This is a genomic window from Amphritea sp. GJ51-11 (assembly GCF_055808735.1).
In genome coordinates, this window is sequence record NZ_CM147881.1 from 3,337,416 (window position 1) to 3,363,983 (window position 26,568).

The following is a 26,568-nucleotide window of genomic DNA, read 5'->3' on the forward strand; positions in this document are numbered from 1 at the left end:
AAAATAAGACTTTTTCCTATATCTCCATATCTATGCTTCGATCATTATGTGCTTCAGGAAGTAACAATGTTCTGGATAGAACACAGGACGGCCACGATACGCGGAACAGGAAGCATGGATTGCTGGCATGATGCCTTGGATTAACCGCACGGAAAACGGATGCCATATAAAGAGAGTGCTTAAGGGGAATTAAGCGCTCTTTTTTTATCTTCACAATTAGCGCTAAGTAAAATATCCATCACCATAGAAATAGGATTTTTTCCTATGGTGCTTAAAGCCGCTAAATAGGATACTGATTTTGACGGATCGATGGCCTTCACGGATGAAGGAAGGATGAACAAAGGATTGTCGCTTAGCAAACACTGATGAAAGGGATATAAGGATATCACGGCGGGAAGCCGGATAAGTTTCATCACAAACGGATTTAATAATAGTGATGCTAGGCATGTAAAAGAGAGCACTTAAGTGAAACTGAGTGCTCTCTTTTTTATATCTGCAATTTAACTTGCAAGCGTTAAGCTAAACAAACGATAACTAACTCAACGCTTGAGGTTCCAACTGATCGAACAAACGCTCTTGCCAAAGCGCTTGCGCTAATTCAGTGGGAGTTTGAGCGCGGCCGTCATGTATCCAACCAGCTAACGCTGCCGCCACATCCGGGTAAACCACCGGTTCCGGCGATGGCTGTTGTACCCAGCGATAAAACTGCTCCGCCTGTAGTTCAGAAAATACCTCGGCAAGACCTAAATGCTGTAACACAGCGGCATTGGAGACCTGCTCAGGTTGCCCTGACAAAGGTTTCGTTAGTAGCTTTTTACCCGCCTGTAACACCTCACTGGATAAACCAAAACCACTATTGGCAATAACCCCTTCACAACAGGCTTGAGCTTGGCGAAACGCCTCACGAGATAGCGGTCGCCAAAGAATATGGCCGTCATCTTCAGGCTGATCGATATCGCAATAAACATGAAATTCAAATTCACTAAAGGGTAATAACCACTGGCGAATCTGCTGACGCTCTTCAAATGGCAAATAGACCAGAATCATGCCCGCCTGCTGACTAGTCGGGTAAGGCTGAGGTTCTATTAACGGCGGTAAAATCGGCCCATTAAAGTGATGCCAATGCAATCCTATCCCTTGCTGTACCGGGGCAAAAAAACGGATCATTGGCAGCATAATACGCCCAACGCCCGGCCCCGGGAGCGGATAACGAAAGGCGTATTGATGAGCGATACCAATACAGGGTTTCTTTTGTAGCTTCGCTGCCCAAGCGGTAATAGGCTCAAAATCACTGATAATCAGATCATACCCCTGCAGATCCAGCGCCCGAATATCACGAACCAACTGTATAAAGTTATTCTGTCTAAGGCTGCGCCAACGATCAATCCGCCCATCTTTAACGCTAAAGGTTAAACCACGACGCACCTGATAATCACCGAAAGGTTCCATATTAAAGAGTTTCTCAGGAGGCCGACCGCTAAACAGGAAATCAACCTCGATCCCCTCTTTTAACAAAGCCGGCGCCATCACTCTAGCCCGGGTAATATGACCATTCCCCGTCGCCTGAACACCATAAAGAATTTTCATAACGGGTTTCCCCTGCAAAGACGAGATTCTAGAAGAGGTCTATCAGATTTAGACCAAGCGCAGCAGAAATCAGCCCGAGTGCCGCACCGGCGAGAATATCGGTCGGGTAATGCACGCCGAGAAAGACCCGTGCCAACGCAATAAGCCCAGCTAAGGTATAGGCCAGCACCATAAAGGCGGGATAATAAACCGCCAATAGCGTAGCAAATACGAACGCTGCCGCGGCATGGCCTGAAGGCAAGCTGAACTTATCTGAAGGGATTATTTGAGGAGTAACATCCGCAAAACGATCACAGGGTCGGTCACGTTTGATGAGTTGTTTTAAGCAGAGATAAATCGGCAGTTCAATCGCAAAGACAAACAAGCCCGCTAGTAGAAACTCACTGCCATGCAATGGCTCTAACCATGCGAGCAGTAAGCCAATAATGAGATAGAGGCTACCATCCCCTAACTTGGAGATGAGTCGACTCAAGGTGGGCATCACCGGTAATCGGCAGGTACCAAAGCAGAGGTAATAGAGGGAAACATCGAAAGCGGCTAAACGTTGTTGAAATGCACTCATGGTTCTGAACCCAATGTTTGCTGTTTGACAACATTTTCGCTCAGAGACTGTTACAAAGTGGTGAACAAGGATTTACGCTTCGGTGACAGGCTCTTTCTCTACGGCACTAATCGCTGTCACCGATGCTGAAATTTTCCGCAATAACGCCGGTGTAATTAAATCGGGTTTTAACGGACGGCTAAATAGATAGCCCTGTGCATGCTGACATCTCAACCCGAACAAGATTTGATATTCTTCATCGGTTTCCACGCCTTCCACGATAACATCCATATTTAAAGCGTTCCCCATCTGCAACGAAGCCTTAACAATTTGCAGGCTGGAGTAATCATGGGTGATGCCGCGAATAAACCCTTGGTCGAGCTTAAGCTTGGTTACCGGTAACTCTTTTAAATAGAGTAACGATGAAAAACCCGTACCAAAATCATCGATCGAAAAACACACGCCCCGCTGGGTCAGTTTGCTCATCGTCTCTTTCGCCTGCACACGATCCCCAAGAAACACAGATTCGGTGATCTCTAACTCAAGTTTCTCAGCGGGGAAGCCACTTTGTTCCAGCGCATTTAACACTTTGCTCGCAAAATCCGATTCAACAAACTGCTTCACGGATACATTCACCGCCAAGCGATCGAAGCTCAATCCCTGTTTAAGCCATTCACAGCCCTGCTTACAGGCTAACTGCAGTACCCGGTCGCCTAGGGTCACAATTAACCCTTCCTGTTCGGCGAGGGCAATAAATTTATCCGGTGGGATATTGCCAAACACCGGGTGACTCCAACGGGCAAGCGCTTCAAAACCCATCACTTCACCGCTACGCAGAGCGATCTGCGGCTGATACTCAAGATAAAATAGATCTGAAGACAAGGCGCCCGCCAAGGACACCACTAACTGTTGATTTTCGTGCAGTTGATCACTCATGTCGGAAGTGTAAAAAAAGTAGCTGCCGGCATTTTTCTTTTTCGCTTCATGTAGTGCAAGATCTGCCTGTTCAAGCAGTCGCAGGGGGTCATTAAGCTCCCCTTCTTGTATCGAAATACCCGCCGTTGCGGTCAAAGAAAAGCTCTGATCACCAGAAACAATAGGCAAGCTAATCTCGGCGATTAAACGATCGGCAAACTGGCTCAAAGAGGTCCGGTTAGCAGAGTGTCGAAGCAATACGGTAAACTCATCGCCGCCATTACGGGATAGCACCGAACCGCCACTCAAGCGCGCCTGGAGCCGCTCACTCATGTGCCTAAGAACATAGTCTCCCATTTTCTGGCCGTGAAACTCATTGATCAGGCTAAAGTTATCTAAGCCGATTAAAATAACACAGGTGGTTTGCTCTTCTGAGCAAGGTAAACGGATATATTCTGCCAGCGTTTCCGCCATAAATTGCCGGTTGTAAGCGCCGGTTAACTCATCATGGTAGGCAAGAAAACTCACCTCTTTCTGAATCTCTTTACGATAGGAAACTTCTCGTTTCAGAGAACGGTTCCATAGAATAACAATCAACAGCAGCACACTGGTTAAACCAAAACCAACCACGACCAACCATTGCGTCAGTGTTTTAATATCGACCCGCTGAGTATCTTCTGGGGTTAACCAACGGTTGGCGATCTCCTGTCGTTGCTCTGGGGTAATAGAGGCCATCGCTTTATCGACTAAGATGCCCATCATCGGCTTATCGTTACGTGTACCAAAGGTCAGGTGATAATCAAACCCCACATTACCTACGATACTAATATTATCGATGCCATCTTTTACCGAATAGAAATAACCTGCAGCAGCAGAGCCGCCCACAGCCTCAACTTGACCGGCCCCCAGTAAGTTGAAAGCAGCCCGCAGGGTTGGTGTTGCAACAAGATCAATCTCAGGATAGTTACTGCGGATATAATTTGCTAACGCTGTTCCCTCAGGCACGGCAAAGCGCTTGCCGGCAAAGTCAGACATTTCTGCCTGACTAAAGCGGCCTTTCTGGGTGTATATTTTATTCGATAGATGTGAATAGACGCGGGTGAAATTTAGGTAATGATGACGATCTTCTGTCTCACTGACAGCCACCGCAATATCAACCGTACGGGCTTTCGCCGCCACCATTAAGGCACCGTAACTTTCAAACACCTGATGTTGAAAACCGGCCCCTAAAGCATCTTCAATCAAGTTAAGATAGTCCATCGACAGGCCTTGAAGCCTGCCATCCTCACCACGTTTAGATAGATAGGGAGGCATCACCACCACACCGACCTTCATCGAGGCGCGGTGCATCTCAAGCCATTGAGATTCTTGCTCTGTTAGATCAATTTGAGCGGTCGCCGTAAGCGACACTATCATTAGAAAAACTGACACCAGTAAAGGTGCCAGTTTAGCACGTAGAGTAGCCGTCATATTTATTCTTGTAATTACTCTTATCCTAAAGAATATTAACGACTAGGGTTGCAACCAGTCTGCAATAATATCGGCTAATTTAAGCGGCGCAGTCAGCGGCATCATATGACCCTCGCCCGGCACACTCACTAGCTCTATGGGCTGCTCGGCTTCAAAGATAACCCGGCGCGCATAGCCAATAGACAATACTTCATCTTGGTCGCCTTGCACAATCGCTATCTCAAACGGATAACGTTTTTTCATAATGCCGGCTTTACGACTAAACACACTGGCCAACGTTTTAAAGGGATAATCGAGCACTAGCATCGGATCTTGGTTAATTAACCGACCAGCGGGATGCCCTGCTAATAGCTCATGATAATCCACCAGCCAAGAGAGGGGCAAACGAACCGAAGGAAACAGCATAGCGCTGCCCCAAGTCCACTGCCAACCGATAAAATGAAACAGATCCGGAGGCACTTCCGTGGTTAATAAAGTGCCACAAACCACCTTCGTGATACGCTCATCATGCTCTGCCGCAGCCACGGCTAACAGCGCACCCACAGAGTAACCATACATGTAGAATGGACCAGCATAACGCTGCTCCAAAGCATCAATGACTTCAGAGACACTCGTTTGCACACTTTCAACGGTGTAAGCCCCACGCTCCCCCCGGAATAACCATGCCCGGGTGGGTCAATCGCAACGACATTAAAACCTCGATCAGAAAGGTGACTCAGCATCGCCGCATAAAGCTCACCATAGGTACCGATACCCGGTAGAAACAGTAGCACCGGAGAATCCGCATGATGTTCATAGACTTCACAATGAATCGGCAATTCACCGACATGGAAGGTTTTACGTTTGACGAGAAAGGGTTCGCTCCCCAAAGCCTTCTGTAAATCTTCCCGCGTTGAGTTAATTTCACCACCTTTAGGGGTAGGTTTCAAAAGAGGTTCTATCGTTTCCATCAATGTTGACACTCCGGACAGTAAACAGTGGATCGCTGACCGAGACGTATCTCTTTCAACGTTGACTTGCAGTGATGGCATAACTCACCACCACGACCGTACACGTTCAGTTGTTGCTTAAAATATCCGGGCTTGCCATCACCACCGACAAAATCTTTCAATGTTGTACCTCCCTGTTCTATTGCTCGGGCCAACACCGACTTAATCTCATCAACGAATCGACTCAGTCTGGCGGCAGAAATATTCCCTGCGGCCCGTTTAGGATGAATGCCTGCACTAAAGAGTGCTTCGTTAGCGTAAATATTACCCACGCCTACGACAACCTGACTATTCATAATGAACTGTTTGATCGCCTGCTTTCGCCCAGCGCAACGCTGTTGCAGATAACTGGCTGAAAAATCACTACTCAGAGGCTCTGGCCCCAACTTTTCCAGCAGCGAATGTGATTCACCTAACGGTTGCCACAATACTGAGCCAAATCGACGCGGATCTGTCAGTCGCAATGCCATACCACTATCGAGAACCAGATCGACATGATCATGATAAGCCGCTGGCTGCTCGGCACTGACCATATAGAGACTACCAGACATCCCCAGATGAATCATTACTGCACCCCGGGGAAGATGAATTAAAAGGTATTTCCCCCGCCGAGTCACCGAACTCACCTGACCGTTAACGACCCATTCTGCCAGCTGTTCCGGTATTGGCCAGCGCAACTTCGGCTGGCGAATGGTAACAGCGGTAATCGTGCGTCCCTCTATGTGAGGTTCAATACCGCGACGGGTGGTTTCAACTTCAGGTAATTCAGGCATATTCTCTAAACTTTAGGTTAATCAGCGCTATGCTAAGGATCGCAGGCACAAAAAAACCCGGACTAGGCCGGGTTTTTTGTCTAGCCAAGATTATTATTACTTAATCTTCGCTTCTTTGTACATAACATGCTGACGTACAACAGGATCGAATTTCTTCATTTCCAGCTTGTCAGGGGTAGTACGTTTGTTCTTAGTAGTGGTGTAGAAGTGACCAGTACCAGCAGATGAAACCATCTTAATTTTATCGCGCATAATCGTGCTCCTTAAACTTTAATGCCGTTCTTACGAACATCAGCCAGCACAACATCGATACCTTTCTTATCGATGATACGCATACCTTTAGAAGAAACGCGCAGACGTACAAATTTCTGCTCGCTTTCTACCCAGAAACGGTGCCAGTGCAGGTTCGGCAAAAAGCGACGACGTGTGCGGTTCAATGCGTGGGAAACGTTGTTTCCTGCTACAGGGCGTTTACCTGTAACCATGCAAACTCGAGACATGACAAATACCTTACTTATAGTTTATGTAACTTCTATCAGATACTTATTGGATCAGAAGCGATACGTCCCAGATAAATAGGGCCGCTTCATTATCCTCAGGCGGAGCGTCCAAACCAAAGACTCAAATCCCGTACCGGTGGATAGAAGAGCGCGCATTGTACAGAAAACAAACGCCACTGGCTATACAGGCTGAGTATTTTTTATTCTGCCTCAAATCATCCCTCTTTCAGCGAGGGAAACCGTCACGCCTGCGCCCACCACCATATGATCCAACAGGCGAATATCAACCAAATTTAACGCCTCTTTAATGCGTAAGGTGATGTTCTGATCCGCCAGACTCGGCTCGGCCACACCGGAAGGGTGGTTGTGCGCCAAAATAATAGCCGCCGCATTATGCTGTAGCGCCAGTTTCACCACTTCCCGGGGATGCACCGTCGCGCTATCGATCGTCCCCTGAAACAACTCCTCATAGCAGATCACTCGATGTTGGCTGTCTAGCAATAAGCAGGCAAACACCTCTCGGCTTCGATCACTTAACTGCAGTTGTAGATAATCCCGAACTAAGTCCGGTGATGTCAACGCAGAATCTCGCTGCAACTGTTCGGCATAGCAGCGTCGGCTAATCTCCAGCACGGCCTGCAGCTGAACATACTTTGCAGGCCCCAACCCAAGTTCGGCGCAAAAGGTCGCTTGATCCGCATTTATTAACGCCCGTAAACCACCAAAACGGCGCAACAGTCGACGAGCAAGATCCACCGCACTACAGCCTTTGACGCCGGTGCGCAAAAAAATAGCCAGTAGCTCGCCATCCGATAAACTTGCCGCGCCCTGATGTAATAGCTTCTCCCGGGGACGCTCCGCTTCGGGCCAGTCAGTAATCGCCATATTCACATCCTTGTGTCATTTAATCTCATTTTGACCTAACTCATCTGAGTGTAGACCAGCCCTCCGTGTGCCGCCGTGGGAATGTAACTCGACCGGAGATAGTGGTATCTTATGCTCCCTCAATGACCCTATATATGCAGATATAAAGTTATCCGGTATGCAAAGACTCACGAACAGACAGATTGTTTTAGGTATCACGGGTGGTATTGCCGCTTATAAAAGCGCAGAACTGACTCGCCTATTAAAAGGCGCAGGGGCTGATGTTCAAGTGGTCATGACCCCTGCCGCGATCGAATTTATTACGCCACTGACATTACAGGCACTCTCTGGCAACCCGGTACACTTGCATCTACTTGATCCCGAAGCCGAAGCCGGCATGGGTCATATTGAACTGGCTAAATGGGCCGATATGATCCTTATCGCTCCCGCCAGTGCTGATTTTATGGCACGACTCAATAGCGGCCATGGCAATGACCTCCTGAGCACTCTCTGCTTAGCAACCGAAGCCCCTGTCGTACTTGCACCCGCAATGAATCAAGCGATGTGGCGTGACCCACAGACCCAAGCAAACGCCACCAGCTTAGCAGCAAAAGGGGTTCGTCTGCTTGGCCCCGGCGTCGGTGAACAAGCTTGTGGTGATACCGGTCCCGGCCGCATGTTGGAACCACTTGATATCGCCAGCCAAGCGGCCGCACTGTTTGATCGCGGCTTACTGACAGGCAAGCGGGTTGTTATCACCGCCGGCCCCACCCGTGAAGCATTAGATCCGGTGCGCTATATCAGTAATCACAGCTCTGGCAAGATGGGTTACGCCCTCGCTGAAGCCGCCATTGATGCCGGCGCACAGGTGACGCTCATTAGCGGCCCCGTCAACCTGCCAGCACCACCCCGGTGCCAACGGGTTATGGTTGAAAGTGCGGAACAGATGCTGGCCGCCTCACTGGAAAACATCGATCAATGTGATATTTTTATCGCCTCAGCTGCCGTCGCCGATTACCGTCCCTCTGCTGTTGCCGAGCATAAGCTGAAAAAAGGCAAAGAGGAGATCATGGAACTCCACCTGATCAAAAATCCCGATATCGTCGCCACCGTAGCCGCGTTGGCAAACAAACCATTCACCGTCGGCTTTGCCGCCGAAACCCGGGATGTGGTTCATTACGCCCAGGATAAATTAACCCGGAAGAAGCTCGATCTTATTATTGCTAATGACGTCTCCCGCAGCGATATCGGTTTTAACAGCGATGATAATGCCGTCACAGTGGTCAGCCATGATCAGGTGCAGCAAGTGCCGCTATGCAGTAAACGCCAGCTAGCCGGTAAGTTAATCGATATTATTGCCGCCCAACAGCCACGCTGAATCAGGAAACCGTTAACCGTTGAAGTCACAGCAACTCAATCCGGCAATCTTTCGCGCCTATGATATTCGCGGTGTCTACCCCGACAGTCTTAATGCCGCTAGCGCACTGCTGATCGGCCAGGCGATCGGCAGTGAGGCCCTTGAACGAAAGCAGAAAGCGATCTGTGTGGGCTATGATGGTCGATTATCCAGCCCCGACCTCAGTCAGGCGTTAATCCGAGGCTTATTACGCAGCGGCATTGATGTTATCGAGCTAGGTATGATACCGACCCCAGCGCTATATTTTGCGACTCACGCACTGCATACGGGCTCAGGCGTTATGGTCACCGGCAGTCACAACCCTGCCGACTATAACGGTTTCAAAATCATGCTCGGTGGTCATACGCTCTCGGGGGACGAGATCCGCGGGCTTTACCAGCGTTGTATGGCCGATGAGTTAGCTCAAGGTAGCGGCTCCTTAAAACAGCAGACAATCGATACACGCTACCTTACACGGCTGTTAGAGGGCCGCCAGCGACATAGACCGCTGAATGTCGTCGTCGATTGCGGCAATGGTGTACCAGGCCCCTTTATTGTTGCACTCCTGCAACAGTTTGGTTGCCAAGTTACACCCCTTTACTGCGATGTTGATGGTCACTTTCCTAACCATCACCCCGATCCAGAAAAACCTGAAAACCTGATCGACCTAATCACTAAAGTCCGTGAACTCAAAGCAGATATTGGTTTAGCCTTAGATGGCGATGGTGATCGCCTCGCCGTCATCAGCAATCAGGGGGAGATCATCACCCCGGATCAGCTTATCTGTTTGTTTATTCAAGACCTGCTGCAGCGTCGCCCCGGCGTTGAAATCGTCTATGACGTAAAGTGCTCGCTCAATTTAGGTTTATTGATCGATAAACTCGGCGGTATCGGCGATATGTGGCGTTGTGGCCATTCGATGATCAAGAACCGAATGCGCCAGACCGGCGCACTCTTTGGCGGCGAATTCAGCGGCCACCTGTTTTTCGCCGAGCAATGGTATGGCTTTGACGACGGCCTTTATGCTGCTATCCGTCTGCTGGAACTGCTCAGCAACAACGAACGCTCGGCAGCTCAACTGTTTAGTCAGTTTGCGCCACTGCCTTGCACCCCGATGATTAACATTGCTGTCAGTGATGAAGACAAATTTCAGTTGATCGATGAGATAAAAAAATCAGACTTTTCACCCGCCACCGTTCATGACATCGATGGCCTACGGGTGGAATACAACGATGGTTGGTTTGGTATTCGCCCCTCGAATACCACCCCTATGTTAACCTTAAGAATCGAAGCATTAACCGCCGCGGCACTCCAGCGAATCAGTCTTCAGGTGGAACAAACACTGAAACAGGTGATGCCAGACTTGCAAATACCTGAGTTAGCGGTTACAAACTACACAAACCCTACAAATAGAGACGATATAGATGCCACTGTCACGTAAAGAAGCGATCAATACCGCTAACGTGCTAAGCGAAGCACTCCCTTATATTCAGCAATTTTCGGGCAAGACCGTGGTGATCAAATACGGCGGCAACGCTATGATTGATGAAAAGCTGAAAGACAGCTTCGCCCGCGATATCGTGATGATGAAATTGATCGGCATTCACCCCATAGTGGTACATGGCGGCGGCCCTCAGATTGGTGAGTTACTGGACAAACTGTCGATTGAATCCCACTTTGTAAACGGCATGCGCGTCACCGATGCGAAAACCATGGATGTGGTGGAAATGGTGCTAGGTGGTATGGTCAACAAAGATATCGTCGGCCTCATTAATCGCAACGGCGGCAAAGCCATCGGCTTAACCGGTAAAGACGGCATGCTATTAGGGGCACGTAAATTGAAGGTGAAACACAAATCACCGGAGATGTCGGCACCTGAAATTATCGATATAGGCCATGTTGGCGAAGTCGATCATGTGAATACCAAAGTGCTCGACATGCTCAGCAACTCAGACTTTATCCCCGTCATTGCCCCGATTGGGGTTGGCAGCGACGGCGCGTCTTATAATATCAACGCCGACCTCGTGGCTGGTAAAGTCGCCGAAGTCTTGCAAGCAGAAAAACTCATCCTACTCACCAACATCAACGGTCTCTTAGATAAAGAAGGCAATGTTTTGACCGGCCTGACGACTCAAGAAGTCGATGAGCTGATTGAAGATGGCACGATCTACGGCGGCATGTTGCCAAAGATCGATTGCGCCCTCAGTGCGGTAAAATGCGGCGTCAACAGCGCTCATATTATCGATGGTCGTGTTGAGCACGCCTGCATTCTCGAGCTCTTTACCGATGAAGGTGTCGGTACACTGATCACCAACCAGACCCGCAAGGTACAAGAATAATGGCGGCAGAGGCAAAAGAGAAACCATCCCGGCGAGAGCAAATTTTGCAATCGCTGGCGATGATGTTGGAAAGCGATCCAGGAGCCCGGATTACCACCGCGGCACTGGCCAAGCATGTAGGCGTATCGGAAGCGGCACTGTACCGCCACTTCCCCAGTAAGGCGCGGATGTTTGAAGGGCTCATCACCTTTATTGAAGACACCATGTTTAGTCGAATCACGATTATTACCGGTTCGGATGCCAACGCACTCAAACAGTGTGAGCAGATCTTAACTCTGCTACTCGCCTTCGTTGAAAAAAATCCCGGTATGGCCCGTATTTTAACAGGGGATGCACTGTCCGGCGAAACCGACCGTTTACGCCAGCGTATCAATCAGTTTTTTGAGCGTATGGAAACCCAGCTAAAGCAGATAATGCGAACTGCTGAGCAGACTGAAGGATTGCGAACCGAGCTGCCAACCGGGGCAACCGCTAACCTTATGCTAGCCTGCGCCGAAGGACGCATTCGTCAATTTGTCCGCACTGAATTTAAAGCGAGACCCACACTCAACTGGGCCGATCAGTGGGGCATTTTAGCCGCGGCGGCGAGTCGATAAGCTGGCTAAGGCTCCTATTCAATCGCTCTACCACTAAAAGGTGCTATTCAGTAGGCCTTTGAGATTGACGCAACATGCTTATCGAACAACTCAGCTTGGTCTTTATCTCCCTGCTAGCCAATGGTCTTTCGGCCATGGCTGGCGGTGGTGCGGGTTTACTGCAACTCCCAGTATTACTGTTTCTCGGGCTAAGCTTCAGCAGCGCCTTAGCAACCCATAAAATCGCCAGTGTCGCATTAGGTATCGGTGCCACCTTACGCCACCTACGCGAGAAATCCCTCGATCGCAGCTTCTGCCTGTTTATACTGGCTTGCGGTCTCCCCGGCGTCATACTCGGTGGCATTCTCGTCTTACAACTGCCGGAATCCTTAACGATCCTTAGTCTCGGCTTACTCACTTCAGGCTTGGGCCTATATTCTATCTTTAAAGCCCAGTTGGGCATGACCCTTGAACCCCGCAACCGTGACTTTTATGGCATGCTGATTGGTGGTCTAGTCTTGGGATTAATCGGTATTCTTAATGGTTCACTCACCTCAGGCACCGGTTTATTCGTGACTCTCTGGCTAGTGCGCTGGTTTGGGTTGGACTACAAATCTGCGGTTGCCTACGTATTGGTGCTCGTGGGTTTATTTTGGAACGGCTCCGGCGCAATCACGGTCGCCTTACAACAACCCCCTCACTGGGAATGGTTACCGGCATTAATTACCGGAGCGGTTATCGGTGCCTATACCGGTACTCATCTAGCCCTGAGCCGTGGCAATGACTGGGTTAAGCGTGCCTTTGAAACACTGACCATCGTAGTGGGTATTAAACTAATCTATGATGGCCTGATGATGCTCTAACTCCCGATTAAAACCGAATACAGAAACCTCTACACAAGGCGATAGCTTGTTTGCTAAGACCACGGGCCATCGCAGCCAGAGGCAACTCCGACAACAGCACTAATAAACCACGCCTGTAGGAGACCCTTCTCGGGGCAATAATGAATGGGGAAAAACAGATCGGATATTAAGAAGAATATCGTGCGATTGGCTTTTTAAACCTCACATTCACCCTAAGGCCGCGTTAAGACGGGCGTCTCTTTCGCGGAAGTTTGATCACGCAACGCTAGATGAGGCAGACAATGATCTTGCTGGTCACACGCAGGCGTTAATGTCTCGGCGAGTCGCTGAGCATCCACCAACCGTCGCGCCTCAGCTTGTTGTAATAAAAAACCACTCGGTGCGACCAACTGAACGCCCTGCTCACCCATTGCCGGTAACGCCTGCTGTAGATAACGAATGGTTACCGGGTAGGGATGGCAGATCAACACAGCAAAGCCTTGTTCCTGCGCTAGCTTGATACCATAGCGAAACTGCTTATCGACAAATGCAGTGGTCTGCTCATGATCGAGAAACACATCCCGCATCAGCCAAGGAATGCCACGGGAATAGGCCGACTTCCAAGCAACGGTTTGACTCGTGGTACGACTATCGAGAAAAAACAGCCCCTGCTCTGCCAGCACGCCCATCACCCAATCCATTTTCTGGCGACGCTGGGTTAACAAGCTACCCATATGGTTATTCACACCGGTCACATGAGGCACTGCGGCAATATCACTGCGCAGCACTTGTTCTAATTGCGTTTGATTGAGGCTGTCGGTCAGCGCGCCAGGCCCCAGTCGTAAATGAGCAGCATTGGCCATCGGAGCATGCAGCATCACCTCTTTTCCTTGACGGAAAGCCATCTCGGCGAGTGTGACACTATGGGGAGTATGGGGTAAAACAGAGTAAGCAATGGGACCGGGCAAGTTAATCGCTGCGATCCCTTTTTCCAAACTATTACCGATATCATCGATAATGATGATTAAGCGCGCCGATGCTGTGTCAGCCAAAACCGGCTGAGACAACATCGGTAGACTAAGCAGACTGGCAGCAAAGAAGAGGTTAAACCACCGCGGCCGCCAAAAAGCATTCACTGGATTGTAGATGCCGGCTGAACCTTGGTAGATTTAGCACCCGACCGCACCACCGCGAGCCCTTTCAATAGATTAAGCGCCTCATACAATTGGAAGTCATTCTCCACAATGGAAACCAAGGGTTCAGACGGATCATCGGCCTCGGCTTTAGCATTTTCAAGGTGGCCACTTAGATCCCGTTCTTTAATAAAATTACCGGACTCTTTAAGGTTCACATCTGCTTCAGCCACGTAGATATCTGGCACAATCCCCTGCGCCTGAATTGAACGTCCGAGTGGAGTGAAATAACGGGCCGTTGTGAGTTTTAGGGCACGGTCTTTAGTCAGCGGCAAAACGGTTTGCACCGACCCCTTGCCAAAGCTATCAACCCCCATAATAACGGCGCGGGACTGATCTTGTAGTGCACCGGCCACGATTTCAGAGGCAGAAGCAGAGCCCTGGTTAATGAGGACCACAATCGGCACACCATTATCGACAAGCGTCTTCTGTGTTGCATTATAACGCAGTTCAGAATTAGCCACCCGGCCTTCGGTATAGACAATCAGCCCTTGATCCATAAATGCATCACAGACTTCCACCGCGGCCCGCAGAACACCCCCGGGATTGTTTCTCAAATCGAGAACTACACCACTTAATTCACTTTGGCTTTGCAGCTTCTCTATCGCCAACTGTAAATCTTTACCGGTGTTAACTTGGAACTGTGTAATGCGCAGATAACCGATACCACCATCCAGCAAGCGCTGTTTCACACTGGCCACTCGGATAATATCTCTTACGACCACAATCTCGAGAGGCTTATCTTCGCCCTCACGCACTACGGTCAGAACCAGTTCAGAACCGGGTTTGCCACGCATCAGCTTTACTGCGTCCGCCAGCCCCATACCCTGTACCGGCTGGTCACCCAACTTGATAATCAGATCACCGGCTTTAACACCTGCTCGCTGAGCTGGGGTATCATCAATCGGCGCAATGACACGGATAAACCCATCTTCTACGCCGACTTCGATGCCTAAACCGCCAAACTCACCGCTGGTATGACTCTGCAGATCGGTAAAAGCATCAGCGCCAAGATAGGCCGAATGGGGATCAAGCCCCGCCAACATACCACGCACAGCATCTTCTAATAACTTAGCGTCATCAACCGGCTCGACATAAGAGTTTTTAATGCGTTCGAAAACTTCGGTAAATAACCGAATCTCTTCCAGCGGGATACTCTTAGCCGCCTCACTTTGAGGCGTAACATCCGCGGCAAACAGAGGTGTCGCGCCCCCGCTCAGCAGGCAGGTCAGCAGCAGAGGTTTAGTCAGGCTGGATAGCTGTTGCTTCAGCGTCATGGTTCATCCTTTTTTAGACATCTGTAAAATATAAAAGCAGCATAACCGCTACCACTACCTTCTCGCCAGCCATTTAAGCGGATCCGTTGAATTTCCCTTATAGCGAACCGCAAAATAGAGTCCGGATTCATCACTACCACCACTACTACCGACAGTAGCCAGTTGGTCTCCGGCGGAAACCCACTCGCCCACATCGCTTAACAGCGATTCATTGTGGCCATAAAGGCTCAAATAACCGGCACCGTGATCGACAATAATTAACAACCCATAGCCCCTTAACCAGTCAGAAAAGACCACCCGACCATGATGCACTGCCGTCACCGGCTGGCCCGTTTTCTGTGCCATCAACACGCCTTCATAGCGAATCCCGTCACGGGTGCTACCAAAACGACGACTGATCTTTCCCTTTGTCGGCCAAGGTAAGCGACCTTTTAGGTCACGAAACGCTTTTTCATCACTACCAATGGCGATTTTTTCAATCGACTGGCGAATCTGTGTCAGCAGCTTTTCAAGCCGCTGCTGATCTGCCTGCATCGATTTTAGCTTTTGGCTATCGGTATTCAGTTGATTTTGTAGTTGGCTCAAGGCCACTTGACGCTCTTTACGCACCGACGCTAGATCATCGGAACGCGCTTTCAGTAGATCGCGTCGGTCAAAAATACTTTGCTGCGCGGAACGAATCGCCTGCTCCGCCTGTTCTAATCGAACTAAACCCGCCCGAAACGCTTCGAGACGCTGACTCAGGGTTTTATTGATCCGATCATAATAACGCAACATACGTGAGACCTGTTCAGGATCCCGCTGGGTCAACAGCAACTGCAAACGCGGCAGATGGCCAGCTTTATATTGCTGACGCAGCTGTTTTTCCAGCCCCACGGCTTGCTTTCGCAAGGATATCAGCAGTGGCTTTTTCTCCTGCTCCAACTGTCGCAACTGCGCTTCGGCATCTTTCAATTGCTGATTTAGGCGTCGCAGCTCCCGCGTTAGCTCACCGATACTCTGATCCGTACGACGCAGTTCTCGCTGCACAGAAGCGTGCTCACCCTTCAGTGAGCCGAGATTTTTACTCAGTTTAGCGATCGTCTTTTTCAACGACACTATTTCGGCCTCAGTGGCTTTTTCTTGGGCAGCAAAAAGCGGCGACGTAAGCAAGAGCAACACCGCGGTTAAGGCTAGAATCAATCGTTTTATCAGCATACGAAAAGGCCGTTCAACGAACGGCCCGCATCCTTAGCCAATATCAGCTAGGGAATGGCCGGTCATCTCTGACGGCTGCTCTAACCCCATCAGCGCCAACAAGGTGGGTGCTAAATCACACAGCGCACCATCTTTGAGGCGCAACTCTGCTTTACGGGGACCATCATAAACCAACGCTACAGGCCACAGAGTATGCGCCGTATGTGCCTGACCGGTTGTTGGATTGACCATCAACTCAACATTGCCGTGATCCGCCGTAATCAGCGTTTCACCGGCAACTTCCTGCATCGCCTCAAGCACTCGGCTGATACACTGATCAATAACCTCAACCGCTTTAACCGCGGCCGCAAAATTACCGGTGTGCCCTACCATATCCGGATTCGCAAAATTACACACGATCAGATCAAACTTGCCACTCTCGATCGCAGCCACCAATTTGTCGGTCACTTCCGGTGCGCTCATCTCTGGCTTCAAATCGTAGGTTGCCACATCCGGTGATGGCACCAAAATACGCTCTTCCCCCTCATAAGGCTGCTCTTCACCGCCATTAAAGAAGAAGGTGACATGGGCATATTTTTCCGTTTCAGCAATGCGCAACTGCGTTTTATGCTGTTTAGCAAGAAAATCACCCAAGCTATTAAATAGTTTAACCGGTGGGTAGGCGCAATTTGCCTGAATATCAGCCGCATATTCCGTCATCATCACATAATCCGATAATGCCGGTGTCGCTGCCCGGGCAAAACCATCAAACGCGGTGTCTACAAAGGCCCGGGTAATCTCACGTGAACGGTCTGGACGGAAGTTAGCACAGATCACCGCATCATGATCTCTGATTAACCCTACTGGTTGGCCATCCGTACCAATAATCGTGGTCGCCTGTACAAACTCATCATTCTCGTCACGCTCATAAGCGTGCTGTAACGCATCCATTGCCGACGTTTCATAACAAGGGGCCAAACCGGTGGTCATCGCATCATAGGCTAACTGCACCCGCTCCCAACGATTATCCCGATCCATTGCAAAGTAACGGCCAACCACGGTCGCTATTGCCCCCGTGCCCAAAGCCGCAAATTTCGCTTCTGCCGCCTTAATAGAGTCACTCGCACTGCGAGGCGGCATATCCCGACCATCCAAAATTGCATGCAGATAAACCTTTTGCGCGCCCCGCTTAACCGCCATTTCTAGCAACGCAAATATTTGTGCTTCGTGACTGTGTACACCACCGGGGGATAACAGCCCGGTCACATGCACTGCACCGTTTGCCGTTACCGCTTTATCAATGGCAGCGGTGAGCACTTCGTTGTGATAAAAGGTGCCCTCTTCGATCGCCTTATTGATACGGGTGAAGTTTTGATAAACAACCCGTCCAGCACCGATATTCATATGCCCAACTTCAGAGTTGCCCATCTGCCCATCCGGCAGACCCACGGCGAGACCCGAGGTGGCGATACGGCTATGGGGCGCTTCTGCCATCAAGCGATCCCAAGTCGGGGTACGGGCCGCCGTAATCGCACTGGATTCGGTTGCTTCTACACCGAAGCCATCAAGAATAATTAACGCTTTTGGGGATCGAAGATCAGTCATAGAGGTTCTTTTCACTCAGAGTTGTTTTAGAGTTTTAAGCTGTTATTCACAGCTGAGCCAGTGGCCGGCTATTTTACTGACAAAACACGCCAATGGCGAATTCTCCCGGAAAACCGACAGAAGATTAAAAAAATTGCCGGTCATATCCCATATCCTCCTCATTGATCATTTTTCATCGCTATTTCCCCCTCATAGCTGTTACCTGTTGCGCTTTGGCAAGGTATACTTACCCGCTTTAAAAACTATCATGACGATCGACTTAGATTTCACCCTCTGCATTAAGAGACCGAATTTAAGTATCTTCAAACTGGCCGGATACAGAGAATGGAACAACTGCTCGAATTCATCACCAATAATTTTATGCTGGTAGCAGCGTGGGCACTGACCCTCGCCATGCTGCTGTGGACTGAACAGAACAAAGCGGGCAAATCTGTAGGCACCCATGAAGCAACCCGGCTGATCAATAAAGATAACGCCGTGATTCTGGATATCAGACCGAAGAAAGAATTTACCACCGGCCACATCACCGATGCCGTCCACATTCCGGTGACGGAACTCGACAAACGCATCACCGAGCTGAACAAACATAAAGAAAAGCCGATTATCGTTGTTTGCAATATCGGCCAGACAGCCGGAGCGGTTAGCAAAAAGCTAAAAACAGCGGGCTTTGAAAATGTTGTACGTCTATCGGGCGGGATGACAGAATGGAAAGCACAAAGTCTACCGGTGATTAAATAGTCATGTCGCAAATAACGCTATATAGCAACAGCTGGTGCCCTTTTTGCCGCAGAGCAAAAATGCTGCTGGATCAAAAAAACGCCCACTACAACGAAATTAATGTTGAAGCGGTTGCGGGTGCTCGTCAAGAGATGATTCAACGCAGTGGCCGGACATCGGTACCGCAAATTTTTATTAACGATCAACATGTCGGCGGATGTGACGACCTGTTTGCACTGGAACAGCAGGGCAAACTGGATACGTTACTGGCTGACTAACTCAATTATCAGGATATAAGACCATGGCAGAGAACGATCAGAGCGCACAAGAACAACAAAACCCTCAGTTTGCTATTCAGCGGGTTTACCTGAAAGATGCGTCTTTTGAAGCACCAAACTCACCAAAAGTATTCACTCAACAGTGGCAGCCAGAAATCAACCTGGATATGAATTCAGCGACTGCAACCTTGGATGAAGGTGTTTTTGAAGTTGTTCTGACCCTGACAGTTACCGCTAAAAATGACAATGACACAGCCTTCCTCGTTGAAGTACAGCAAGCTGGCATTTTCACTATCACCGGTCTGGCCGAAGCTGAACTGCACCACACGCTAGGCGCTTTCTGCCCAAGCATTCTGTTCCCTTATGCCCGCGAAGCCATTGATAACATGGTCAACAAAGGTAGCTTCCCAGCACTGATGCTGTCACCCGTTAACTTTGATGCGCTGTATGCGCAACAGATGCAACAGCAAGCGCAAGCAGCTGCCGCCACTGAAGAAGCCCCACAGCACTAAGCAAAACAACGCTCAACACGAGCCGAGCGCTAAAAAAACCGGATGCTTATCCGGTTTTTTTCGACTGAAATGTAGCATTCGGTCAGGCACCACCATCGAAACCCAACTGACGCCAAGCCTCGTAAACCACCACAGCCACCGTATTAGACAGATTCAAACTGCGGCTATCAGCCTTCATTGGCAAACGCAGTCGCTGCTCGCTAGGTAAACTATCTAATACATCCGCTGGTAGACCACGGGTTTCCGGACCAAAGAGCAAGATATCACCGGCACTAAAACTGGCCCCGGTATAGTGATCACTTCCCTTCGTTGTCAGCGCCCAAAGAGTGCCACCCGACAGTTCATCCAGACAACTCTGCAAATCAGGATAGCGTCCAACCTGAGCGAATTCATGATAATCCAGCCCCGCACGGCGTAACTTCTTATCATCAAAATCAAATCCCAGTGGTTCAATCAGGTGTAACTTAAACCCGGTATTCGCACACAGACGGATAATATTACCGGTATTGGGTGGTATTTCCGGCTGGTAAAGCACAACGTGAAGCATAAAAAATCCCTGACACTCAATGAGGCAGAGATTATAGCTGAAACTGACTAAAGATTACTCCTCTAGCGTTTCCGGCACATCATCCATACCCAGCTCTTTGATCTTGCGGGTTAGCGTGTTACGCCCCCAGCCCAACAATAACGAGGCATCCCGGCGGCGACCCGCAGTTTGCTTCAGCGCGGCCTCTATCATAATTTTCTCAAACGCAGGCACCGCTGTATCCAGAATCGATGTCGATCCCTGCTGCAACTGCTTTTCAGCCCAGTTACGTAACGCTTTCTCCCAGTTTGAAGTGACGACCTGCTCATCACCGGTCTGTTCCAACAGCTCTGGCGGCAAATCACCGACCAACACTTCCCGGCCCGAAGCCATCACTGTCAGCCAACGACAGGTATTTTCGAGCTGACGCACATTACCCGGCCAAGGAAGGTTACTTAAAAACACCTCGGTATCTGGATGCAGCAACTTTGATTCAACACTTAGCTCTTCGGCTGAACTTTGCAAGAAGTGACGTGTAAGGCGAGGAATATCTTCGCGCCGCTCCGCCAGCTTAGGGATATGAATACGGATAACATTAAGGCGGTGAAATAAATCTTCACGGAAACGTCCTTCCTGCACCAACCGCTCAAGGTCTTGGTGGGTCGCCGCAATAATACGCACATCGACCTTCACCGAAGTATGTCCACCTACCCGATAGAACTCACCTTCTGCCAGCACTCGCAATAAGCGCGTTTGAGTGTCCGCCGGCATATCACCAATCTCATCAAGAAACAGCGTGCCACCATCGGCTTGCTCAAACCGCCCCGGTCGAGCCGCGGCCGCACCGGTAAAGGCGCCTTTCTCATGGCCAAACAGTTCGGATTCGATTAGATCTTTGGGGATAGCCGCCATATTCAACGGAATAAATGGTTTTGGCGAGCGCGGGCTATGCTGATGCAACGCATTAGCAACCAACTCTTTACCGGTACCGGATTCACCATTGATCAATACGGTGATATTCGATTGAGACAAGCGCCCTATCGCCCGAAAAACCTCCTGCATCGCCGGTGCTTCACCAATGATTTCAGTCTGCGCTTCGGGCTCTTCACCTCGCTGTTGCTGCTGTTCACGGGCGTGCTCCACGGCGCGCATCACCAATGCTGAGGCTTCATCGATATCGAACGGCTTAGGTAGATACTCGAACGCACCCCCTTTATAAGAAGCCACCGCACTATCCAGATCCGAATGGGCCGTCATAATAATAATCGGCAGTTCAGGATGCTCCGCATTGACCCGCTCAAGCAGATCCAAGCCGTTGATGCCTGGCATACGGATGTCACTGACAACAACATCAGGCGACTCACGGGAAAGCTGTTGCAACATGCTGTCGCCACTTTCGAACAGCGTCACCCTAACTCCTTCGCTGGAGAGGGCCTTATCCATCACCCAACGAATTGAACGATCATCATCTACAATCCATACAGATGCAGCCTTAGTCATGATTGTTGCTCCAATGGTATTAATAGTTGAAAACAGGTTTCACCCGGGACGCTACGGCATTCAATCAGCCCCCGGTGTTGCGCTAATACTGATTGCGCTATGGATAACCCAAGCCCGGTGCCGGCCGCTCGACCACTCACCATGGGGTAGAAAATCTTTTGTAATAACTCTTCAGGAATACCCGGCCCGTTATCCGTTATTTCAACGCAACACACCAAGCGGTGCATTTCGGCACCCAGTGTTAAATTACGGATAACCCGAGTACGCAACACGATACGAGGCTGATCAATATTGGCTTCCTGCAGTGCCTGCATACTGTTTCTAACAATATTCAGCACCGCTTGTATCAGTTGCTCCCGATCCCCCATAAACTCAGGCAAACTGGGATCATAATCTCGCTGAACATAGATCTGACCAGCAGCTTCGGCGGTCACTAAACTACTGACATGCTCCAGTATGGAATGAATATTAACCTCCTCCATACGAGGCATTTTATGTGGTCCAAGCATCCGGTCGACGAGATTACGTAAGCGGTCAGCCTCATCAATGATGACCCGGGTATAATCGTGCAAGGCCTCATCAGGTAGCTCACGCTCAAGCAGCTGCGCCGCCCCCCGCAAACCGCCTAATGGGTTTTTAATCTCATGGGCTAAGCCTCTCACCAGAGAGATCACCGTTTCATGATTACTGAGTAACTCTTCTTCTCGAGAGATACGGATCAACCGATCTCGCGGGGTCAGTTCGATCAACACCAACTGACCATATTTTTGCGGCATGGGATTAACACTGTAGTCGATGGTAATCTCACGTCCGCCCAGCGTGACGAGCTTCGCCTCACGCTTAGTAAATGGATGGCCCTTTTCAAGTGCCGCAAGTAGCGCATTCTGATCATCATCGACCAGAAACCAGTCATGAAAAGGTAATTGAGCCAAACGACGAGCACTGGACTCGAGCAGCATTTCTGCCGCGGGGTTCATATACACCAACTGCAACTGCCCATCGACCAACACCGTCGCCGTCGATAAACTATCTAATATGTGCTTATGCAAATCAGGTGTTTTCATCTTTGATGCGATACCTCAAGAACTTGCCTATATGCCATTCTCTATTCATAAGTACGGCGGTTATAAAGATAACTGCAAAAAGCAAACCAACTTAGTGCAGACAAAAAAATAAGCCCGGTAGCGGGCATTTCCGGTCATATCGAGATGTTTTAGATCGCCGCCTGACGCTTTAGCATAACACTCTGCGCACTCTTTTGGGGCAACGTTATTTTGGATAAAAAAAAGCCTCCACGCGGGAGGCTCTTTTCAGTTAATCGCTAGCGATTAAACAGAGTAGTACAGGTCAAACTCAACAGGGTGAGTTGTCTGGCTTATTTTTTCACACTCTTCAGTTTTCAGTGTGATATAAGCATCAATCATGTCGTCAGTGAACACGCCACCAGCTGTCAAGAACTCACGATCATTATCCAACGCTGCCAAGGCTTCTTCAAAAGAAGTCGCAACGGTTGGAATCGCCAACGCTTCTTCAGCAGGCAGGTCATATAGATCTTTATCGGCTGGATCGCCAGGGTGGATCTTGTTCTTAATACCGTCTAGGCCAGCCATCATCAGTGCTGCAAAGCACAAGTAAGGGTTGGCAGATGGGTCTGGGAAACGTGTTTCGATACGGTAAGCTTTAGGGTTAGTCACGTATGGGATACGGATAGAAGCAGAACGGTTACGGGCAGAGTACGCCAACATAACAGGGGCTTCAAAGCCTGGTACCAAACGCTTGTAGGCGTTAGTTGATGCGTTAGTCAGAGCATTCAGCGCTTTCGCGTGTTTAATGATACCACCGATGTAGAACAACGCTGTTTCACTCAGGCCCGCATAAGCATCGCCATGGAAGATATTAACGCCATCTTTAGACAGTGATTGGTGAACGTGCATACCAGAACCGTTATCGCCAACCAAAGGCTTAGGCATAAAGGTAGCGGTCTTGCCATAAGCGTGAGCAACGTTATGGACACAGTACTTCAGAATCTGTACTTCATCGGCTTTAGCCGTCAGCGTGTTTGGACCTACACCGATCTCACACTGGCCAGCGGTTGCTACTTCATGGTGATGTACTTCGATTGTCAGGCCCATCGCAGTCATCGCATCGCACATAGCGGCACGCAGGTCATGCAGTGAATCAACTGGCGGTACTGGGAAGTAACCTCCTTTAACCCGTGGACGGTGACCGGTGTTACCACCTTCGAAGCTGCTGTTAGTCGACCAAGAAGCTTCTTCAGAACCGATAGAGTAGCCGCAACCACTGATATCAGCGTGCCATTTAACTTCATCAAACACGAAGAATTCTGGTTCAGGGCCAAAGATAGCCGTATCCGCGATACCGGTTGATTTCAGGTAAGCTTCAGCGCGCTTAGCAACAGAACGTGGGTCACGCTCGTAACCTTGACCGGTGGTCGGCTCAACGATGTCACAACGCACGATAATAGTCGTGTCTTCAGCAAAGGGATCCATCACAGAAGCAGAATCGTCTGGCTGCAGAATCATGTCTGATTCATTAATGCCTTTCCAGCCGCCGATGGAAGAACCATCGAACATTTTGCCTTCTTCGAAGAAGTCTTCGTTAATTTCGGTGACCGGGATTGTAACGTGCTGCTCTTTACCATGAGTATCGGTAAAACGCATATCAACCCACTTAACATCATGCTCTTTGATCAGATTCAGAGTCTCTGACATGTGACTTTCTCCACTAGATTATATTGCCAGACCCCCAACCGATTGCGTAAGACATATTAATAGTCCAACCAGTCAGGCTTGTTTCGCTTTTAAACAGCAAGAGGTATGCCAGTAAACACAAGCACCGAAAACACGCGACATCTAGCAGCTTTGATCGAATTTGAAACAATGACAGCCCTTAATAACGAACCAAAATAGAGCATGCAAAACAAATAACGAACCAAAATAGTGCGAGCGACGTTTTCCCGATTTACCCTTAACCTCGCTGCCTCAAAAAGGTGCCATCATAATACGCTAACCCATAGGACTTATCCTCTAAAAGAGATCGGCAAACCAGAAAAAAAACTATTTTTACGATTCATCTCATAAGAAAGACGCAGCCGACTGATAACTCATGTATAATGCGCGCTTCTAAAATTTGTCTGCACAGGTTCCCAGACGTGATCGAAAAATTAAGAAACATCGCAATTATTGCCCACGTTGACCATGGTAAAACCACTCTGGTTGATAAACTGCTTTCTCAGTCCGGTACGCTGGGACGTCGCGACGAAGGCACTGAACGGATCATGGACTCCAATGATCAGGAGAAAGAACGCGGTATCACCATTCTGGCAAAAAACACTGCCATTGAGTGGAATGATTACCATATCAACATCGTGGACACCCCCGGACACGCCGACTTTGGTGGCGAAGTAGAACGGGTTCTGTCAATGGTTGATTGCGTATGTCTTCTGGTTGACGCTGTTGATGGCCCAATGCCGCAAACGCGCTTTGTAACACAGAAAGCGTTTGAGCAAGGCCTGCGCCCTATCGTTGTTGTTAACAAGGTTGACCGTCCGGGTTCACGTCCTGACTATGTTATCGATCAGGTTTTTGACCTGTTTGACAGCCTCGGCGCAACCGACGAACAGCTAGACTTCCCAATCATCTACGCCTCTGCTCTTAACGGTGTTGCGGGTAAAGAGCCAGATGCATTGGCAGATGATATGACGCCACTGTTTGAAGCGATCATTGAGCACGTTAACCCACCACAGGTTGATACTCAGGGTCCTTTCCAGATGCAGATCTCCGCACTGGACTACAACAGCTATGTGGGTGTTATCGGTGTAGGTCGAGTCAGCCGTGGTTCGGTTAAACTGAACCATGTGGTTAAAATCATCGACCGCGACGGCAATGTCCGTAACGGTAAAGTACAGAAGATCATGGGTTACCTTGGTCTGGATCGTGTTGATGTTGAAACAGCTCAAGCGGGCGACATTATCTGTATCACCGGTATTGATGCCCTAAACATCTCCGATACTTTGTGTGATCCGTCAGCTGTCGAAGCGCTGCCTCCGCTGTCTGTCGATGAGCCAACAGTATCCATGACCTTCCAGGTCAACGATTCTCCTTTTGCCGGTAAAGATGGTAAATACGTCACCAGCCGTAATATTAAAGACCGTCTGGATCGCGAACTGATTCACAACGTTGCACTGCGCGTTGAACAGGGCGACTCTCCTGAGAAGTTCAAAGTATCGGGTCGTGGTGAACTACACCTATCCGTACTGATCGAATCTATGCGTCGTGAAGGCTTCGAACTGGGTGTGTCCCGTCCTGAAGTAATCCAGAAAGAAGTCGACGGCAAAACCCACGAGCCTTTCGAAACCGTGATGATTGATGTTGAAGAACAGCATCAAGGTAACATCATTGAAGAACTAGGCAAGCGTCGCGGCGATATGAACAATATGGAAGTCGACGGCAAAGGCCGTGTACGCCTGACGTTCCTTATCCCATCTCGCGGACTGATCGGTTTCCGTTCACAGTTCCTGACCATGACTTCCGGTACCGGTATCATGACGTCCGTCTTTGACCACTACGGTGAAGTTAAAGAAGGCGAAGTGATCAGCCGTAACAACGGTGTTCTGGTATCAATGGTAACCGGTAAAGCACTGGGTTATTCACTCTGGAACCTGCAAGAACGTGGCCGTCTGTGCGTAGAACCGAATATCGAAGTCTACGAAGGTATGATTCTGGGTATTCATAGCCGCAATAACGATCTCGCGGTTAACCCAATCAAAGGTAAGCAGCTGACCAACGTACGTGCCTCCGGTACTGACGAGAACATTCAGTTGACGCCTCCGGTTCGCTTTACCCTAGAACAGGCTCTGGATTTCATTGAAGATGACGAGCTGGTCGAAGTAACGCCGATCTCTATCCGTATTCGTAAGAAGTTATTGACTGAAAACGAACGTAAACGTCACTCACGTTCAGGTAAGTAAACT

At 49.4% G+C, this 26,568-nt stretch carries 26 protein-coding genes; 9 read left to right on the forward strand and 17 right to left on the reverse strand.

From position 1 onward, the window contains the following. Positions 1-534: 534 nt before the first annotated feature. From AC0L4K_RS14910 to radC, 9 genes are all read right to left on the reverse strand, one after another. Positions 535-1,587, reverse strand: coding sequence for an MJ1255/VC2487 family glycosyltransferase (locus tag AC0L4K_RS14910; protein WP_417228074.1), 1,053 nt, complete (start codon positions 1,585-1,587; stop codon positions 535-537). Positions 1,588-1,615: 28 nt separating this feature from the next. After that, the gene (locus AC0L4K_RS14915; protein ID WP_417228075.1) at positions 1,616-2,149 is read right to left on the reverse strand and encodes a phosphatase PAP2 family protein; all 534 of its coding nucleotides are present in this window, start codon (positions 2,147-2,149) and stop codon (positions 1,616-1,618) included. A gap of 72 nt (positions 2,150-2,221) precedes the next feature. Next, the gene (locus AC0L4K_RS14920) at positions 2,222-4,513 is read right to left on the reverse strand and encodes a putative bifunctional diguanylate cyclase/phosphodiesterase (RefSeq protein ID WP_473266942.1); all 2,292 of its coding nucleotides are present in this window, start codon (positions 4,511-4,513) and stop codon (positions 2,222-2,224) included. Between the two features lie 42 nt (positions 4,514-4,555). Continuing rightward, positions 4,556-5,134, reverse strand: a complete 579-nt coding sequence (locus AC0L4K_RS14925) for an alpha/beta fold hydrolase (RefSeq protein WP_473266944.1) — start codon at positions 5,132-5,134, stop codon at positions 4,556-4,558. Further along, entirely contained in the window at positions 5,041-5,463 is a 423-nt protein-coding gene (locus tag AC0L4K_RS14930) for an alpha/beta hydrolase (RefSeq protein WP_473266946.1), read from the reverse strand. The genes AC0L4K_RS14925 and AC0L4K_RS14930 overlap by 94 nt, the downstream gene beginning before the upstream one ends. Further along, the gene (gene mutM / locus AC0L4K_RS14935) at positions 5,463-6,275 is read right to left on the reverse strand and encodes a bifunctional DNA-formamidopyrimidine glycosylase/DNA-(apurinic or apyrimidinic site) lyase (RefSeq protein ID WP_417228078.1); all 813 of its coding nucleotides are present in this window, start codon (positions 6,273-6,275) and stop codon (positions 5,463-5,465) included. Before mutM ends, AC0L4K_RS14930 begins: the two co-directional genes overlap by 1 nt. Before the next feature lie 96 nt (positions 6,276-6,371). Continuing rightward, positions 6,372-6,527, reverse strand: a complete 156-nt coding sequence (rpmG, locus tag AC0L4K_RS14940) for a 50S ribosomal protein L33 (RefSeq protein ID WP_019622531.1) — start codon at positions 6,525-6,527, stop codon at positions 6,372-6,374. Positions 6,528-6,538: 11 nt separating this feature from the next. After that, positions 6,539-6,775 carry a 50S ribosomal protein L28 gene (gene rpmB, locus AC0L4K_RS14945; RefSeq protein ID WP_126160021.1) on the reverse strand — a complete coding sequence of 79 codons (237 nt, stop codon included), beginning with the start codon at positions 6,773-6,775 and terminating at the stop codon, positions 6,539-6,541. Positions 6,776-6,985: 210 nt separating this feature from the next. Further along, positions 6,986-7,660, reverse strand: coding sequence for a RadC family protein (radC, locus tag AC0L4K_RS14950; protein WP_473266948.1), 675 nt, complete (start codon positions 7,658-7,660; stop codon positions 6,986-6,988). Between the two features lie 157 nt (positions 7,661-7,817). On the opposite strand from radC, the gene coaBC reads away from it, so the two are divergent. The 5 genes from coaBC to AC0L4K_RS14975 all read left to right on the forward strand — a co-directional run bounded on the left by coaBC (position 7,818) and on the right by AC0L4K_RS14975 (position 12,812). Continuing rightward, positions 7,818-9,017 (forward strand): bifunctional phosphopantothenoylcysteine decarboxylase/phosphopantothenate--cysteine ligase CoaBC, encoded by a 1,200-nt coding sequence (coaBC, locus tag AC0L4K_RS14955; RefSeq protein ID WP_417228080.1) that lies wholly within the window; start codon positions 7,818-7,820, stop codon positions 9,015-9,017. A gap of 19 nt (positions 9,018-9,036) precedes the next feature. Further along, positions 9,037-10,476 (forward strand): phosphomannomutase/phosphoglucomutase, encoded by a 1,440-nt coding sequence (locus AC0L4K_RS14960; protein ID WP_473266950.1) that lies wholly within the window; start codon positions 9,037-9,039, stop codon positions 10,474-10,476. Further along, positions 10,460-11,374, forward strand: a complete 915-nt coding sequence (argB, locus tag AC0L4K_RS14965) for an acetylglutamate kinase (RefSeq protein ID WP_417228082.1) — start codon at positions 10,460-10,462, stop codon at positions 11,372-11,374. The genes AC0L4K_RS14960 and argB overlap by 17 nt, the downstream gene beginning before the upstream one ends. Then, positions 11,374-11,970 carry a nucleoid occlusion factor SlmA gene (gene slmA / locus AC0L4K_RS14970; protein WP_417228083.1) on the forward strand — a complete coding sequence of 199 codons (597 nt, stop codon included), beginning with the start codon at positions 11,374-11,376 and terminating at the stop codon, positions 11,968-11,970. The genes argB and slmA overlap by 1 nt, the downstream gene beginning before the upstream one ends. A 74-nt stretch (positions 11,971-12,044) precedes the next feature. Further along, positions 12,045-12,812 (forward strand): sulfite exporter TauE/SafE family protein, encoded by a 768-nt coding sequence (locus tag AC0L4K_RS14975; RefSeq protein ID WP_473266951.1) that lies wholly within the window; start codon positions 12,045-12,047, stop codon positions 12,810-12,812. 212 nt (positions 12,813-13,024) lie between these two features. Here the strand turns inward: AC0L4K_RS14975 and AC0L4K_RS14980 are convergent, their stop codons facing one another. From AC0L4K_RS14980 to gpmI, 4 genes are read right to left on the reverse strand one after another with little or no spacing between them, the layout of a single operon-like run. Then, on the reverse strand, positions 13,025-13,927 hold the full coding sequence (locus AC0L4K_RS14980; protein WP_417228085.1) for a divergent polysaccharide deacetylase family protein: 903 nt from the start codon (positions 13,925-13,927) through the stop codon (positions 13,025-13,027). Beyond that, positions 13,924-15,261 carry a S41 family peptidase gene (locus AC0L4K_RS14985; protein WP_473266953.1) on the reverse strand — a complete coding sequence of 446 codons (1,338 nt, stop codon included), beginning with the start codon at positions 15,259-15,261 and terminating at the stop codon, positions 13,924-13,926. The genes AC0L4K_RS14980 and AC0L4K_RS14985 overlap by 4 nt, the downstream gene beginning before the upstream one ends. A gap of 54 nt (positions 15,262-15,315) precedes the next feature. Beyond that, positions 15,316-16,458, reverse strand: coding sequence for a murein hydrolase activator EnvC family protein (locus tag AC0L4K_RS14990; protein ID WP_473266954.1), 1,143 nt, complete (start codon positions 16,456-16,458; stop codon positions 15,316-15,318). 33 nt (positions 16,459-16,491) lie between these two features. After that, complete coding sequence (gpmI, locus tag AC0L4K_RS14995) at positions 16,492-18,042, reverse strand: 2,3-bisphosphoglycerate-independent phosphoglycerate mutase (protein ID WP_473266956.1); 1,551 nt, start codon at positions 18,040-18,042, stop codon at positions 16,492-16,494. Between the two features lie 324 nt (positions 18,043-18,366). Between gpmI and AC0L4K_RS15000 the strand changes: the two genes are divergently transcribed. Genes AC0L4K_RS15000 through secB form a run of 3 tightly spaced genes read left to right on the forward strand, consistent with a single transcriptional unit; the run spans position 18,367 to position 19,549 of the window. Continuing rightward, on the forward strand, positions 18,367-18,780 hold the full coding sequence (locus AC0L4K_RS15000) for a rhodanese-like domain-containing protein (protein ID WP_417228089.1): 414 nt from the start codon (positions 18,367-18,369) through the stop codon (positions 18,778-18,780). Between the two features lie 2 nt (positions 18,781-18,782). Beyond that, on the forward strand, positions 18,783-19,037 hold the full coding sequence (gene grxC, locus AC0L4K_RS15005; protein WP_417228090.1) for a glutaredoxin 3: 255 nt from the start codon (positions 18,783-18,785) through the stop codon (positions 19,035-19,037). Between the two features lie 23 nt (positions 19,038-19,060). Further along, positions 19,061-19,549, forward strand: a complete 489-nt coding sequence (gene secB / locus AC0L4K_RS15010) for a protein-export chaperone SecB (protein ID WP_417228091.1) — start codon at positions 19,061-19,063, stop codon at positions 19,547-19,549. 82 nt (positions 19,550-19,631) lie between these two features. Here the strand turns inward: secB and trmL are convergent, their stop codons facing one another. The 4 genes from trmL to glnA all read right to left on the reverse strand — a co-directional run bounded on the left by trmL (position 19,632) and on the right by glnA (position 24,307). Beyond that, positions 19,632-20,096, reverse strand: coding sequence for a tRNA (uridine(34)/cytosine(34)/5-carboxymethylaminomethyluridine(34)-2'-O)-methyltransferase TrmL (trmL, locus tag AC0L4K_RS15015; RefSeq protein ID WP_473266957.1), 465 nt, complete (start codon positions 20,094-20,096; stop codon positions 19,632-19,634). Positions 20,097-20,150: 54 nt separating this feature from the next. Beyond that, entirely contained in the window at positions 20,151-21,575 is a 1,425-nt protein-coding gene (gene glnG / locus AC0L4K_RS15020; RefSeq protein WP_417228093.1) for a nitrogen regulation protein NR(I), read from the reverse strand. Then, positions 21,572-22,639: a nitrogen regulation protein NR(II) gene (gene glnL / locus AC0L4K_RS15025; RefSeq protein ID WP_417228094.1), complete on the reverse strand. Its 1,068-nt coding sequence runs from the start codon at positions 22,637-22,639 to the stop codon at positions 21,572-21,574. The genes glnG and glnL overlap by 4 nt, the downstream gene beginning before the upstream one ends. A 264-nt stretch (positions 22,640-22,903) precedes the next feature. Beyond that, positions 22,904-24,307, reverse strand: a complete 1,404-nt coding sequence (glnA, locus tag AC0L4K_RS15030) for a glutamate--ammonia ligase (protein WP_417228095.1) — start codon at positions 24,305-24,307, stop codon at positions 22,904-22,906. A gap of 440 nt (positions 24,308-24,747) precedes the next feature. On the opposite strand from glnA, the gene typA reads away from it, so the two are divergent. Further along, the gene (gene typA, locus AC0L4K_RS15035; RefSeq protein WP_417228096.1) at positions 24,748-26,565 is read left to right on the forward strand and encodes a translational GTPase TypA; all 1,818 of its coding nucleotides are present in this window, start codon (positions 24,748-24,750) and stop codon (positions 26,563-26,565) included. Positions 26,566-26,568: the final 3 nt, after the last annotated feature.